14 protein-coding genes are annotated in these 14,708 nt (G+C 40.1%); 5 read left to right on the top strand and 9 right to left on the bottom strand.

Going from position 1 to position 14,708, the window contains the following annotated elements; all coding sequences use genetic code 11:
* The first annotated feature begins 464 nt into the window (after positions 1 to 464).
* Entirely contained in the window at positions 465 to 1,616 is a 1,152-nt protein-coding gene (gene tnpC, locus ACHZA2_RS13870; RefSeq protein ID WP_319580196.1) for an IS66 family transposase, read from the top strand.
* A 41-nt stretch (positions 1,617 to 1,657) separates the two neighbouring features.
* Positions 1,658 to 1,885, top strand: coding sequence for a hypothetical protein (locus ACHZA2_RS13875; protein ID WP_319580197.1), 228 nt, complete (start codon positions 1,658 to 1,660; stop codon positions 1,883 to 1,885).
* 4 nt (positions 1,886 to 1,889) lie between these two features.
* On the opposite strand, the gene ACHZA2_RS13880 is transcribed toward ACHZA2_RS13875, so the two are convergent.
* From ACHZA2_RS13880 to ACHZA2_RS13905, 6 genes are all read right to left on the bottom strand, one after another.
* Positions 1,890 to 2,378 carry a GNAT family N-acetyltransferase gene (locus tag ACHZA2_RS13880; protein WP_319580198.1) on the bottom strand — a complete coding sequence of 163 codons (489 nt, stop codon included), beginning with the start codon at positions 2,376 to 2,378 and terminating at the stop codon, positions 1,890 to 1,892.
* Between the two features lie 438 nt (positions 2,379 to 2,816).
* Entirely contained in the window at positions 2,817 to 3,269 is a 453-nt protein-coding gene (locus ACHZA2_RS13885) for a MarR family transcriptional regulator (RefSeq protein ID WP_319580199.1), read from the bottom strand.
* 157 nt (positions 3,270 to 3,426) lie between these two features.
* Entirely contained in the window at positions 3,427 to 3,846 is a 420-nt protein-coding gene (locus ACHZA2_RS13890) for a pyridoxamine 5'-phosphate oxidase family protein (protein WP_319580200.1), read from the bottom strand.
* Positions 3,847 to 4,024: 178 nt separating this feature from the next.
* Positions 4,025 to 4,195 carry a hypothetical protein gene (locus tag ACHZA2_RS13895; protein WP_319580201.1) on the bottom strand — a complete coding sequence of 57 codons (171 nt, stop codon included), beginning with the start codon at positions 4,193 to 4,195 and terminating at the stop codon, positions 4,025 to 4,027.
* A gap of 104 nt (positions 4,196 to 4,299) precedes the next feature.
* Positions 4,300 to 5,484, bottom strand: a complete 1,185-nt coding sequence (locus ACHZA2_RS13900; protein WP_319580202.1) for an FtsX-like permease family protein — start codon at positions 5,482 to 5,484, stop codon at positions 4,300 to 4,302.
* A 563-nt stretch (positions 5,485 to 6,047) separates the two neighbouring features.
* On the bottom strand, positions 6,048 to 7,145 hold the full coding sequence (locus ACHZA2_RS13905) for a transposase (protein WP_319580203.1): 1,098 nt from the start codon (positions 7,143 to 7,145) through the stop codon (positions 6,048 to 6,050).
* A 536-nt stretch (positions 7,146 to 7,681) separates the two neighbouring features.
* Between ACHZA2_RS13905 and ACHZA2_RS13910 the strand changes: the two genes are divergently transcribed.
* Both ACHZA2_RS13910 and ACHZA2_RS13915 read left to right on the top strand, forming a co-directional pair.
* Complete coding sequence (locus ACHZA2_RS13910; RefSeq protein ID WP_394698595.1) at positions 7,682 to 7,807, top strand: hypothetical protein; 126 nt, start codon at positions 7,682 to 7,684, stop codon at positions 7,805 to 7,807.
* A complete protein-coding gene (locus ACHZA2_RS13915) occupies positions 7,804 to 8,058 on the top strand; it encodes a hypothetical protein (RefSeq protein WP_319580205.1) in 255 nt (84 codons plus the stop codon). Before ACHZA2_RS13910 ends, ACHZA2_RS13915 begins: the two co-directional genes overlap by 4 nt.
* 284 nt (positions 8,059 to 8,342) lie before the next feature.
* Here the strand turns inward: ACHZA2_RS13915 and ACHZA2_RS13920 are convergent, their stop codons facing one another.
* Entirely contained in the window at positions 8,343 to 10,874 is a 2,532-nt protein-coding gene (locus ACHZA2_RS13920; RefSeq protein ID WP_319580206.1) for a methyl-accepting chemotaxis protein, read from the bottom strand.
* Between the two features lie 412 nt (positions 10,875 to 11,286).
* Here ACHZA2_RS13920 and ACHZA2_RS13925 point away from each other — a divergent pair, with 412 nt between their 5' ends.
* Entirely contained in the window at positions 11,287 to 12,468 is a 1,182-nt protein-coding gene (locus tag ACHZA2_RS13925; protein WP_319580207.1) for an IS256 family transposase, read from the top strand.
* Between the two features lie 315 nt (positions 12,469 to 12,783).
* Here the strand turns inward: ACHZA2_RS13925 and ACHZA2_RS13930 are convergent, their stop codons facing one another.
* Entirely contained in the window at positions 12,784 to 13,056 is a 273-nt protein-coding gene (locus ACHZA2_RS13930) for a PhoU domain-containing protein (protein WP_319580208.1), read from the bottom strand.
* 11 nt (positions 13,057 to 13,067) lie between these two features.
* Positions 13,068 to 14,660, bottom strand: coding sequence for an IS1634 family transposase (locus ACHZA2_RS13935; protein WP_319580941.1), 1,593 nt, complete (start codon positions 14,658 to 14,660; stop codon positions 13,068 to 13,070).
* Positions 14,661 to 14,708 lie beyond the last annotated feature (48 nt).

The raw sequence follows: 14,708 nt of genomic DNA on the forward strand, positions 1-14,708 counted from the left end.
CTTTAGTAAGCAGGGCGAAAGTGATCGGGGGGTTCGTGGATCTCTTCACTTCTTGGTTTATATGGGCATTTACCTTTGATGCGTAAGCATTTCACTTTCGCAACTCCAGCAGGGCTTATAAATCAACCGGTAATCTCGATGACTGGAATGGATAGATGACTCCTACATTCATGAGAGTGTACACGGAAGAAAATTCAGGAATATATTAGCCCCAAATTTGTAATGCGTGAGGTATGGTTACATGCTAAATTCTTTTATTGTAACTATTCAGCCATCCTCAGCGCCCCCAACTCATTCACTTATTATTGGCCGCAAAAATCGCTTAATATTCTAAATAATCCGAGAAACACCAAAATATCTTAGTATAATGAGAGTAAATGTTCTTTTACCGCAATGGAAATACCTGAAGAGATTAAATCAAATTTCCAGAATGTCCTCCGGAAATCGTTGCATATATTTACTATTTGCATGAAAAAATTGATAAATTAGAAGCCATAGTGACAGAACTCGAATCCCGGTTAAATCTCAACAGCACCAATAGCGGCAAACCTTCTTCGTCGGATGGTTACACCCGAAAAAACCGTGCAACCTCCCTTCGTAAGAAAACCCAAAAGCAACCTGGCGGTCAGCCTGGTCACAAAGGAAAAACTCTGGAGCAGAGTCCTAATCCGGATCATATTGAAACTCATTCTCCGGACCTCTGTTCTTGTTGTGGAAGGAGTCTTCAGGGTGGGACAATAATTTCCCTTGAAAAACGCCAGGTATTTGACCTTCCTCCTCCTCCGGCAATTGTAATTACAGAACATCGATCTCAAACCTTGGTTTGTAACCATTGTGGATGCAAAACATCTGGAATTTTCCCTCCGGATGTAACTCAACCGGTTCAATATGGATCAAGAATCAAGGCGTATGTGAGTTATCTTGTTCATTATCAATTCATTCCGTATGAACGGGCAGTTGAAACATGTTATGGCCTATTTGGCGTTTCCATCAGTCCTGGAACGATTGTAAATCTGACTCATAACCTTTCAGAAAAACTTACCCCATTTGAGGATACTGTCACGAATGCTCTAAAATTCGAACCGATTATTCATAATGATGAAACCGGAGTCAGAGTTGAAGGAAAACTACATTGGCTTCATGTAACCTGCACATCACAGTGGACCCATTACTCTATCCAGAAAAAGAGGGGGACGGAAGGAATAAACGAAATTGGAATTCTTCCGGATTTCAAGGGTATTAGCGTCCATGATTTTTGGAAACCCTATCTCTCCTATCCCTGTACACATAGTTTCTGTGGTGCCCATATTCTTCGGGAACTCAAACGAGTAGAAGAAGAAACGAAGCAACAGTGGCCAGGAAAACTGATTGAAATACTGATACAGGCAAAGGAAATTAAGGAGGAATATCATTCGAATGGGGTTCCTATACCTCCAGTCATGATGAACAGTCTCAATACTTCATATGATGAACTGATTCAAATAGGATTAGATGAGAATCTACCGCCGATACAAATTCTAGGAAAAAAGGGAAGGGCGAAAAAGACTTTTACTCGTAACTTACTGGAAAGGTTGGAGTTGTATAAAGACGGAGTTTACGGTTTATTCAAAATCTGATTATTCCATTCGACAACAATCTGGCAGAAAGGGATATCCGCATGATGAAGGTTAAGATGAAAATTTCTGGAGGATTCAGGGACAAATATACTGCAGAAGCGGTCACTCTGATCAGAAGTTACATCTCAACAATAAGAAAAAATGGAATCAGGGTTATTGAGGCTATTACCTCCGCTTTTGAGAACAATCCCTGGATTCAAGGGGAGAATAATATGAGAACATATGCACAAGATAGGATGGTAGTGTCAACCTGTTCTCAGCATGCCTGAATAGTTACCTTTTATTTTTCATCACTTTCTGAAATACAAACATGGAATCATCGCTTTTTGGATCATCTATGCGAATGATGTGAAATCCGCATTTATTTACATAAAAGTACACATTTCTTATCAGACAAGGTGGTGTTACTGTTGTCCAGGTCTTTGTTTGTGGATATCTCTTTTCAATTTCCAGCCATGCTCTATATCCGATGCCCTTGTCAAGGTGATCCAGGTCAACAAATAAAAGGTCTAATTCGTTATTGTTATCTTCTTTAAGTTTTACCACAGCACCTCCCACCATCTTTTCTTCCTGATAGAAAACCAATGGAGTTGCTTGTACGTCTTCAAGTACTCCATCAATTGAGGGTAAGACATCGTTGCCATGAATTTCGCCAAAATGTTCAGGTAAATCATCTATTGAGTCAGCAAATGATCTTTCCATCATTCTTTTTGCTTCTTCGAAATTACCCGTATTCATCGGCAATAGAGTTAGGGTCTGCACATTTATCCCAATAAGGGTAAATTTTCAGGAAATAAGGGGTTTCTGGTATAGTCTTGAAACAAGTGGACATTCTATGTCCAATGAATTATATCAGGTTCAATTGATTCTGCATGACATATCAGAGTACCCGCTCTTCAAACCATGATACAAATTTTTTCTTTGGACCATGTTAAAAAAACCAGGATACCATCCGGGCGGTAGGGCGGCGGAGATCTCACATCTCCTGCCATTAGGCGGGGACCGCCGCCCTGTCGCCCTGATGATATAAGTCAAAACACTGTAGCCCAAAGCAGGCAGAACTATACAGACAAAAAAAGATCAGGAAGTAGGATGGGGTTGCTGTTCTCTTCAGTTGCTTATACAATAATTAAACATCTAACTAAAAACCCGGATCATCATGGGCATTTACAGTGTCTACCCAGGTAGACCGTGATCATCTCATTCCAGATTCTCATCGCCATCTCTGCCCAATGCAAACCTGTCATACACGATCTCAAGCATCTCTTCAAACAATGTTGCCTGACCGGGTGAGAATCCCCCATACACTTTATCGTTCAATAATCCAGATATCTCTTCAAATATCGGGCGTAATTTTCTCCCTTCTTCAGTTAGTGAAATATAGGCAACACGGCTGTCTTCCTGGCTCTTCTCCCTCTCGACATATCCAAGTTCAACCAGTTTTTTCACCAGGATGGTGACTGTTGGTTTAGTCCGGTGAATTTTGCTGGCAATCTCCTGCATTGGCAGCCTGTCATGATGAAAAAGAAGGTAAAAAATATCTCCATGAGAAGGAGCTATACCTGAAATACCCCGAATCTCAAGTTCGCCAATAATGAACCGGTTTGCACCTTCAAGAGCCCTGGACATCCGGGCAACTGCATTTCCCTTCATCTTCTGCCCTTCTCCTCTTCCTTTAATCTTGGATCTTCTCCAGCATAGAACCAATGTATATCAAAACCCCAACGGTGCCTCGTTGGAGGCCCCAGTCAGAATCGATGAAACGAACTTTTTCATATAAAAAGTGAAGAATGAACGCCGGCTATCCGGCCTAAAACGTGAATCTCTTATCAGGATCACCGGTAAGATACGAGATTCTCACATCCCCGTGTTCCATGTAAAACACCGAAAACACCGGATTAGATACTTCTTTGTAGATCGAACGAACCAGCTCATTCTCTGCAATGATCTTCTCCTTTATCAGGGCATTCTCATTGATCACTACTGATCCATTAACCCGCATCGTAACATACTCGGGAGAGAGAAAGGTGAACTCCATCTCCGGGTTTTTGGTTATCTGTGCGAATACCTCCTTGGTATTAGCCGTACAGAACCACAATTTTCCATCCTGTTCAAACTGGAACTGAAATGGCCGTACATGAGGAGTGGTCCCGTCAACAGTTGCAACATAAACTGTTGATCCGGGTTTTATGAAATCAACGACAGTATCAATGCTTTCTTGAGTAGTCATACCAGTTTCTCCATGATTCAGGACAACAAATTCTCTAGAGATGTATTGCCCCAGATAAGTTAGATATCTAACTATTAAAGTTCTCTCATAATAACTGTCTGAATATCATAAGGATGAAAAATTGAAGTGGTTGGCCTTCGTTCGACCATTTAGCTCCTCTTCATGTAAAACCTATGAATTATCTCACTCTGCTCACCGGACCTTTTCGTTGATCTCCTCTCATCACAGCCCTGACCCGGGAAACAGGACTAGCATAGGATACACCACCGATATCCAGGTATAACCCTTTTCCACTCTCAGAGATTCTGACAACTCCTTCTATAGTACTGGAGATCGATCCCTCACCCATACCCTAAAATACAGATATAAACTCTACTCAGGAGATTGAAAATTTCCCGACTGCCTCAAAATGGCCCCCATCTTCATCAAGGTAACTATAAATAGCACTTATTTTTAATCCATCTGTAATGCTTTGATAGGATCCATATTTGCCCCTTTCCATGCTGGATATAATCCTGAACCAATACATATGACCATTCCGATCAGCAAACCATAAGGGAGTTGTATCAGACTACTATATGTAAAGAAATATTTCGAAGCACTCAATAAACCTGTTGCAACCACATATGTAATCAGAAACGAAATTATCATCCCCACACCAGCGCCAATAAGTCCGATTATTGATGTTTCGTAGATAAACATACGAAGAATTTCAATTTTTTGTGTGCCAATGCTACGCAACACCCCTATCTCTCGAGTCCTCTCAGTGACAGACATCATCATGATATTAAATATCGAGATTGCAGCCACAAGCAATGATATTCCTCCAATAGCTGTGGCAAATAGAGTTAGCAGATCCAGAATTGAAGAGATACTACTGGTCATGGAACTACTATCCATAACACTGATTTTATCTTTTCTGGCGTTCATTTGTGACTTGAGAGCAGAAACGGCAAGATTACTTTCACTGATGTTGTATAATGCTATATTAACTTGAGTATACTGATCAGTTCCACCAAATAATGAATGGAACTTGGTATCAGTCATAACAACAGCGTTATCAGTGCTCAGATCCATGGACATTCCCCGAGCCCCCATTATACCTGAAACTTTGAGAGACTTATCTCCGATATTAAACTGACTTCCAACCCGCATGTTATTGTCTGATGCAAATGTCGAACCTATCAATACCGAACTATCACTTTTAGGATAATTTCCAGAGGATAAATTGGTGATCACGTGCTGTATCACATCAGGACTGAGTCCATAGATTGTACTCGTCCAATCATCATTCCCTTTCTTAACCTTCGTAGATATTGAGTTTACACCATATACATAGCCATATTTCTGTGCAATCTGATTTATCGTTTTATATTGCTTTTTTGTCAGATTATCTATGCTTGAACCTCCCATCATCGAACCCATGCCACCCCCTCCTTTTCCAGAGTATGCAGTAACCTGAAGTTTGTTACCCATCTCTGATAACTGATCCTTCATTGAACCGGTCATACAGATACCGAGAATCCCGATTGAAGAGATTGCTATAACCCCGATGGTTATACCAATCGCTGCTAAAATAGATCGCAAAAAATTAACTCTGACATTCCGAATTGCCATTGAGAGGATTATATCGCTCATGTTTGAATCACCCCTTGTATTAATGCATTGAAAATCAAAGTTCCGAAATAGTGGGATAATATGGGTTCGAGAGAACAACTCATTGGAAATGACTTAAATCATCCTTTATTATTAAGACATGTTTCAACAAGTAATCCTGACTTAATCTTTCGAGAATTGGCAACATCTTGACTAAACAGGTTTGAATTAATCATATTATTCTTTGATTAACATCTCCCCTGATGTCTGTTTATTAGTTCAACGACCAATTCATATGAAATACATAAGCATTGTAGTTAAATTTTTAACAACAATATGTTTAGCATGCTAATATATTAAATTACTCCAAACTGTGAAGCAGGGTAATAGAGGCTGTCCAATGAGAAGATGTAGATTGGACAGATTGTCAATCAAATGATTCGCCTTTTGTCGAACTACCAAAGTTTAGAATAGAATGATAGATACACCCCCTGCAAAGGATGGGAATCAACATTCAAACTACTCATAATTACTGTTTCTAGACGAAAAAGAGTTAAAAAATCGATAGCATTCGCTACTTAATGGGACATCTTCATTTTATTTTTTCAGTAATATTTTGATAGGTCCTGACCCTTAACTTGGTTTTTTACTAAATTTGCAAGTAATACAAACTGATATGAAATAAGATTCAATGTCATGTAAAATTCTTTAGATCTTTTCTGAATCCATTTTACACTGAAATTAAACATTCGTTTCATATGTGAATGAGTTCTTTCGCAATCTGCCCTTGATTTGTATTCAGTTCTGAAATTTGGATTAAGCAAGTTCTGATTGCGAAGATACATCCCAACCTGTTTCTCCCTTCCGTTATTTGTGAGAAATAGCAATTTTTTCTCAATAGAATCTCGAATGTCTCCCCCTTTCTTCCACATTTTATTGACCCAATGATCTATTCTCTCAATTGCCCCCCCTATGTTCAGAACTGCGTTCTTGCTTGGATCGATTAATGGCTGAATTCTGAAAATTCTCCAGAATCTCGCATAAATCATGAAGGAATCATAGCCACCATCAAGTTGAACTTTGATCATGCTTGGATTCATTGTACTAACAATTTCAGCTAATGGGATTGCATATGGGGCATCATGAGCATTACCTTCAGAAAATATTCCATACAGTGGAAAGTTGTTTAAATGAAATATGTGATATTTGTTCATCCTGCAAGCGTAATGGGGATTATATTCTGCATATTTGTCATATCTTGAGGCTTCAATAGGGGTTGAATCAACCATTCCGTGACCATTCTGAATAGATTGACATGCTATGGTTCCGTTTAGGTACATGATCTTCTTAAATCCGTCTAATCTCAAACGATTGTAAGCAAAATCATGTAAATTACTTGCAGAGGGAATATGATATCTTCCGGGCTCTATTTCAGGAATTCCAAGAGCAATGCAATCTTCAGGTGTTAGTGATTTGATGAATTTTCGATAGGATTGTTTTCGAAAGGAATGGACAATCAAGAGTTTGAATAATAATATTGGTGAATATAACCATTTTCGAGTTTGGCTGTAATTGAGATGGTTGTGCAATTCAATTTCAATCTGGGTATGATCCATCTTTCCAAGTAATGTACTGATGGAAACACTATTTGTTGGATTTACAGTCCCATGTGAGGTGTTTTTTTCGTTTGAGCCAACGAGCATAGAGGCCAGTTTCAATAGTATATAATGGTGCCGATACCAGGTCCCCGGCAATTAACGAAACGAAAAAAGAGTTGAGAGTCGAGAAATTTTATGAACAATTTAAATAATTGGACCTTCGTTGGACGGCCTCGTAATATACCGAAGAAAAAATTAGGTTAATTTATGCCAAGTTCAAATACTAAAGAGAAAACAACATATTTACGCCAATATTTTTGATGAGTATTATGACCTCGTTTAAATTTGTCTAGTCAAATATAGCATCATGCTGGACTTTTATTATTAACATTCTCTTAATCCAAAACAAATTCAAGAATAATAATTTAATTTTTTTTGAAACTTATCCTAATATTCACTTAACAATTCTGTAATGCTATCTTATCTTGACATTTGTCTTAATGTTTATAGCTTTTTAACAAACATTTTCCCCGGGCGGAAGAACCCTGGGTGAGGCGTCGGTATACACTTCTGGAATTCTGCAAAAGGGAGAGTATGATGCTTCCCGTTCGATTGGCACAGATCTCTTTGGAGAGACCCGGGTGAACGGGTCAGGACTGGTTGCTTTCGGATCTGCAGGCTCCGGGAACAGATCTTTGAAGACCCGTGGATTTGTATCTGGCAACCTCTCAGTGCAGGATATCTTCAGGTACGGAGGGAGGGTATGATAGCGTATCTGGCTGCCGGGGTATCTTTCGGGATTGCGGTGATGAACGGGGTCGCAGCGTACCATCTCTACCGGCAGTACCGTCTGCTTGCAGAAGAGTCTGCAGAGTTTGCAGGTACGGTCATTACGCTGATCAGGGATGAAGATGGGGAGATCGCTGTTGATCCGGTAGTCCTTGCCGGGGAGGTGATGGATCATATGAGCCGGATATCCGGGATCATGAAGTGGATGAAGGGAGGGGATCAGGGGTGACCTTCCCTGAACACCTTCTATCCTGGGTTCATCCCTGGTTACAGGAATGAATACATGAACAATTCTAGTTGATTACAAAATAGATTAATAAGAACATAATAAAAGATTCCTGTCAGACAGATATGACAGGAATCTAAATTGTAGTAGTACTGCTAGTATACAGTTTATTATTGAGGTGGAGCACACCTCATACTTTCTTATCCCCAGGATGCCTTATTTCCTTTCTCTATTCTCTCAATATATAATAGAATTTCAGATACCTATGGTTGTAAATTATGTTCAGATTATACCTTAAATTGAGCCATTTTTTCAGAAACACCATCAACAATCATCACAATATTTGAGACCACCTTGTTAATCTGGGATAAAGCAGACGAAATTTCTTGTGATGCACTCGAAACAGAAACGCTTTCATCGGTAATCGTATGAGTGAGATCTGCTATCTCTTGTATGCTGGACGTGACCTCCTCAACCGATGCAGCCTGTTCTTCTGAAGCTGATGCAACCTCTGTAATGTGACTGCTGATATCCTCTATTTTTTGAGCGATCTCGTCGAATGCCCGGACCGTCTGCTCAAGAGACTGTCTTCCTTCAAGAACAACCCTGTTTGAGTCAGCCATTGCTTCAGTTGCAGACTGTGATTTCTGCTGGAGTAATGAGATCAGATCAGCGATAGTCTCAGCTGACTTTCTGGAATCCTGTGCAAGTGATTTTACTTCTGATGCTACTACGGCAAACCCACGCCCGGCGTCTCCTGCCCGGGCAGCCTCTATTGCTGCGTTCAGGGCAAGAAGATTTGTCTGACTGGCAATATCAGATATTAACTTGACAATTTTTCCGATCTCGTTCATCTGTTCATTGATGTCAGATATGATTGTACCGATGTGTTCTGATGAAGAAGTAATTGCCTGCATCGAGGATACTGAGGTATGTGCCAGTTCAATTCCCTGTTTTGCGGAGGTGGTAGCCTCTAGCGAGATGGTTGCAACCTCGTCTGCCTTCATAGATACAGAACTCACAACATCTACCATATCGTTCATGGCATTGAGTATCTGTTTCGTACTGGAGTCGCTCTGTTCGGTCTTCTTCCGAATTGCAGACATCAAAGATGTGACTTCACCTGATCCGGCGGTAATCTCTTCAATACTGGCATTTGCCTCTTCAGTATTCTTCTTTAGATCCTGGATATTTTCTATTGTCCGGGACAGTACTGATGATACCTCGTTGCCAATATGATCAAGGGATTGTTGAAATGAGACCCATTCTCCCTGTATTACCTGTTTGTTAGAAAAACGGGCTGTAAAATTATATCCCGAATATTCATCAGATATCCGCATTGCTTCATTCAAAGGAATATTAATCGAATCAAGGGTAGTGTTCATACCCTTGATGATTGTCCTGTAATCACCCTGATGCCGGTCTGGATCGGCACGATATGAGAGATGGCCCGACGCTGCCTCTTGTGAAAATTTTATCGAATCATCGACGAGACTACTAATAGCAAGGCGAGCCTTGTCAATGGATCTTTGTATAATAACAAAATTTTCATATGCTGATCTGGTGTACTCATCCGCAGGAATTACTGATGTGGTAAACATTGTTTTCCCATCAGCCAGGCTGCCGATATTTTCTGACACTATCTGAACCGATTTTTCAAGATATTCGACGAGTCTGTTTACACCAGTCATATCGATGTATGTGGTAATAACCTTGGTAACTGTGTTATTGGTATCTATGACGGGAATGTAACTGTACTCCAGGCTCTTTTGTCCGCTGCCAAAATCAACCACAAGTTCTCCCCGTTCTGGTTTACCTGATCTCACAACATCAGAGAATGTAGGGCCTTTTCTTGAAATTATTTTAAAATCGCGAACATTCATGGAGGTAACGGCCTGAATTGGCAACTGTGATATTGAGGAAAACGCCCGGTTTGTTGAAGTTATGTTACCTTCTATATCCATGGTGATTATCCCGGCCGGACATTCATCAATTAATAACTGGGATTCGTTGAGCCTGTTGACAAGATCTGTCTGATCAACCATGATATGATACAGTTGAACAACGTCACGATTATGATTGAGAACAGGGATGTACGTGTAATCAAGATGCTTGACTCCGGTCTTAAAATGGCATGCAAATTTACCAGAAACCGGGCTTTTAAGTCTGATAGCATCCTGAATACTCCCTCCTTCACGAGAAAGTACGGTATGATTTTTAAACCCGATTGTTTTTGCTTCTTCTTTGGAATGACCTGTAACCTCACAATATGCCGGATTTGCGTGGAGAATTTCAGATTCAGGAGAAACCGTGAGGATCGAAAAGGGGACATATTGAATTAGAGCTGTCATGGCATTGATCCGGTTTACAACCTCACTCTGGTCGATAACAGATGCCATGAGGCAGGTTCGTCCCTCATACTGAATGAGGTTCAGGGTGACATTTGCAGGAAAAATTTCGCCAGTAATCTTCCGGTGATCCCACCTGAAGTTAACAGTCTCACCAGAAAATGCCCGCATAATCATCTCCTGTGAGACAGTCGCGGAACTTCTCCCGTCACGCTGAACTGGTGGTGATAAAATCCCAGGGGGACGTCCGATAATATCCTCCTTAATCTGGGCTTCGAACATCTCGATGGTTCTTTTATTACAATCTACAAACATTCCCTCAGGACTTACAATCTGAATAGCAACAGGAGCACAATCCAGTATTCCTTGAAGGGTTGTTATATCTTTGGTGGAAATTGATGAATAAGAACCAGCAATAGTTGCCTTATTTTGAATAATCTGCTCACCAATTTGGACCGGATTTGCATACATATGGTTTAGTGGTTTATGCTAAGTTGATGATAGGAAATCTGAATAGATTATATAGTTCCTATGATATTTTCATATAACGCAGGTCTGCACAATATTTTGATTCATGAATGCAAATTAACAATCTGCATTTCAGAAACATAATGATGATAATAGTATGATGCAAAATGTTCTGGAATAATCCCCAACATACGCTTAATGTTCATGAAGCGTTATGGGAAAGTTTATTTAAAAATAATCTCCATTTTACGTCGACTATTTCAAAACATTATGTTTTGCACTATAGGTATCTCCATAGTTAATGTAATCCAAAAAGATAATTATCAGATACCTGATGAGAGGGTAGTGGATAGCGTAAGAAAAGTGCTGTAAATTTAGACGGCCCTGTATCTACTGACCAAAGGAGAACAGGACCATGGATTTATTGGACTTTATAGAAGAATATCTTGCTGACCAGGATGAGGCGATGAAGAAACTCATCACCTTCTTTTTAAATCTGGTCATGGAATTTGAACTTGAACAGCAAACCGGGACATCAAGATACGAGCGTTCAGAAAACCGTACTGCCCATCGTAATGGGAAACGCAGTCGAACTCTTAAAACAAGACATGGTGACATAATTCTAGATAAACCGGATCTTCGAGAAAAACCATTTCAGACTGTCGTTTTTGACCGGTATAGTAGAGTAGAACGTGCTTTAGAGAACACTATTGTTGAATCCTATATTCAGGGAGTTTCAACCCGAAAAGTAAAAACGATCATTGAAACCTTAGGAATTGAAGGAATATCTGCAGACACTATATCAAGAATGGCTCAAGAACTGGATCAGGCTGTGAAGGAATTTCTCGAACGTCCAATTGAGATGCCGATTATTTATCTCAACGTTGACGCAGTTTACCTTAAAGTTCGTTCTCATGGAAGGTTTGTTTCCAAAGCCGTTCTCCTCATTGCTGGAGTTCGAGAAGATGGTTATCGAGAATTAATCGGTCTGAAAGTCGCCGATAGAGAAGATGAAGCTTTTTGGCGATCTCTATTCGACGAATTAAAAGAACGAGGGCTTCGAGGAGTACAAATGGTCACATCGGATGGGCATAAAGGCATTCAGGCAGCGGTTCTTGAATCATTTCCCGGTACTTGTTGGCAAATGTGTCTGGTTCATTTTCTCAGAGCAATCATGAGAAACATTCCTGTAAGGAGTCAAGATATCTTTCGACCTTTCCTTAAAGCAGCCCTATTTGAAAATAATGGAGATTTAAATGAGATATCAGAAGATCTCCATTATCATGGATACAACAAAGCTGTTAGGACAATTGAACGCTTTTACCCAGATATCAACAATTATCAGGCCTTTCCAAAAGAACACTGGAAGAAGATCAGAACTACTAATTTAATGGAAAGAGTTAATAAGGAGATTAAGAGGCGTGCGCGAGTTGTTGGGGCATTTCCATCAGAAGATTCCCTGATTCGCCTAATTGGTTCAATATTGATGGATATGAATGAGGAATGGATAACCGGGAAACGATATCTATCCATTGATCCATATGTCGTCGAAAGTGTACAGGTGGAGAAAACAAATGTAAGTCTCCAACCTGCTTAGTCGTTCACTCAATTAGATACACAATAAGGAAAATCAAAGGATAGGGAGGTCGGGGCACAAAGCCCCTCCCCTTCACACCGTGCTTAGTAGCGATAGCGAGATAATTATTTATATGGATCAGTTTAATGGGAATGTGTAGAGATTAGGGTCGATTTATTTTACAGCATATTCCTGACACTACCGGGTAGTGCCCCTCGTCATTTAAATTTGAGAGTAATTCCCCTTGTAAATGATATTGAAAATTAAGAGACGACAAGCAGTAGTTATGAAATATTTAGAAAAATATCCAATCGCAATAATGTTAATATTCTATCGTTAGGGGAAGATGGATCTCTTTTTTAAGCAGAAATTAATAATTTCTTCAGCGATATCTGCAGAGTATTCCCCTATCCTGTGTATACTATCAGAAATTGTGTGGAGAACTATCGCAGTTTCAGTTGGAATAGAAAGGATTTCATTCTGAATCTTCTGGAATGTATCATCGCATTTGTATACAGAATCGACAATTCGATTTGCCCGCATTAAATCATTAGAGAAAAAGGAAGTCATACATAAATCAAGCATTTCTATAGAGTCATCTAACCTCACCTCCCGGATCCTTAGGCACATAAATTAAGTGCCTCTAAAATCTCCCTGTTTTTCTTACTGACTTCAGATTTCATGATTTCCCCCTGAGATAGTTCGAATAATTTGATCTTTTCGAGTTCTAATAGTAGTTTTTCGACCGAATATTGTTTCGCAAGCCCGGTCACTTTCAAGATCATTTGAAGCCTCATTCGAATAATTAGGGCTATGAACACCATGAACAAATATCCTTTCACTGAATCCTCTCTCCGTGCATTGAGTGGCAGTGTTTCCAAATCATTTTTCATCCGCAGGAAGCATTTTTCGACTGCATCTCGCTGACGATACATGGTGAGGCAGGAAAGCCAATCCATCTCCCCGCTGTAAAAAAGTATGAATCGTCCCATTCGGTTAAGACGTTGTGTCACCGCTTTTTGTTTTATTGAGACCTCAAACTGACCATCAACAAACTTCCAATTCAGATATCTGACGTATTTTTTTGCCACTCCCTGAACAACCGTTTCCGGTTTTCTCCAGTTCTGTGGCCGACACCCTTTGAGTTTTTCAAGTGCGTCAAATAACTGTTGGTAAAATGAATCCCGTTCATCCTGTTCTCTTTTAGGGTCATAAAAACAATATCCATTGACTTTAAGGATTCTGGGTCTATCATCTAGATCAAATTGATGCTCAAGAGTTACAGGCATTGCAAATATTGGTCCTTTCTCGTGTTTCTGAAGATATTCAGCCTGTTTAACTCGCGTTTGAGCTTTACTCATCAACTCCTTAACGGAAGTGAGTTGGATCGTAGCTGGGATGATAAATGGAATTTTTTCGTCAATCAGTTCTGCAAGGGTGGTTTGCGAAAAAAATCCCCTATCCATAACCAAGCGAAATTGCTGCGAACCGGCATCTTTTAGCCGAATGATAGTATTTTTTAGTGTTGAAATATCTGCAATGCTTCCAGGATATACATCATAACGAACAGGTATTCCCTTGTCCTTGTCTACAACGAGGGAGAGATTTATCTGGGGAAGACCGTCATTATCCCGATTATATCCATATTCGAGGCACTCTAATAGTTTTGAAGAACTCGACAGACTGGTGATGTCGTAGAGAAGAGTTGCGTTTGGTTCGATTTGAGCGGCAAACCGTTCCATAAACTCTTCAGGAATGTTACTTTGACCAATATTTGATAGGAGCTCGCTGATTCGCTGTCCACTCAGCGGTAACTTATTGTTATTGATCCAGAGAGAGGACCCTTCGTACCAAGACTGAATATTAGACATTGCAGTAGGGCGTAGGATACGGTTGTACACAAGAGATAAGAGCGTATCTGTCTCAATTTCAGTCAGAAATTCTTCAAGAGTAGCCTGAATTGAGAGTTCCTGGGTGATGTTTTGAAGAGGGAGCAGATTCCCATGAAAATACGCAGCTTTTGGAGCAGAAGATACGGACAACCGAGCAGGAATCATTTCATCACTACGGACCTTCACTGGCTGCCCGTCGATATTTTTCCCCAGGTACTTTGACTTGTGGCGGATCTGTTTTTTCTCTTTGTCATAATACGGGGTGTCTTCGTACCAGTACTCCTTCCCATTAATCTTCTTGATACGTATGGTGGACTTCATTTCTGCCACTATGATATAAGCGCATAATAAATTTATATTTAATTGTTA

This window comes from uncultured Methanospirillum sp. (genome assembly GCF_963668415.2).
In the GTDB taxonomy this organism is placed as follows: Archaea; Halobacteriota; Methanomicrobia; order Methanomicrobiales; family Methanospirillaceae; genus Methanospirillum.

What these genes read in the sequence shown, in the direction of transcription:
- ACHZA2_RS13915 (WP_319580205.1), top strand. Translation starts at nt 7,804, where the DNA reads ATGATAGCGTATCTGGCTGCCGGGGTATCTTTCGGGATTGCGGTGATG.
- ACHZA2_RS13895 (WP_319580201.1), bottom strand. Translation starts at nt 4,195, where the DNA reads ATGGGTGAGGGATCGATCTCCAGTACTATAGAAGGAGTTGTCAGAATC.
- ACHZA2_RS13875 (WP_319580197.1), top strand. Translation starts at nt 1,658, where the DNA reads ATGATGAAGGTTAAGATGAAAATTTCTGGAGGATTCAGGGACAAATAT.
- ACHZA2_RS13890 (WP_319580200.1), bottom strand. Translation starts at nt 3,846, where the DNA reads ATGACTACTCAAGAAAGCATTGATACTGTCGTTGATTTCATAAAACCC.
- ACHZA2_RS13920 (WP_319580206.1), bottom strand. Translation starts at nt 10,874, where the DNA reads ATGTATGCAAATCCGGTCCAAATTGGTGAGCAGATTATTCAAAATAAG.
- ACHZA2_RS13925 (WP_319580207.1), top strand. Translation starts at nt 11,287, where the DNA reads ATGGATTTATTGGACTTTATAGAAGAATATCTTGCTGACCAGGATGAG.
- ACHZA2_RS13935 (WP_319580941.1), bottom strand. Translation starts at nt 14,660, where the DNA reads ATGAAGTCCACCATACGTATCAAGAAGATTAATGGGAAGGAGTACTGG.
- ACHZA2_RS13885 (WP_319580199.1), bottom strand. Translation starts at nt 3,269, where the DNA reads ATGAAGGGAAATGCAGTTGCCCGGATGTCCAGGGCTCTTGAAGGTGCA.
- ACHZA2_RS13900 (WP_319580202.1), bottom strand. Translation starts at nt 5,484, where the DNA reads ATGAGCGATATAATCCTCTCAATGGCAATTCGGAATGTCAGAGTTAAT.
- ACHZA2_RS13905 (WP_319580203.1), bottom strand. Translation starts at nt 7,145, where the DNA reads ATGCTCGTTGGCTCAAACGAAAAAAACACCTCACATGGGACTGTAAAT.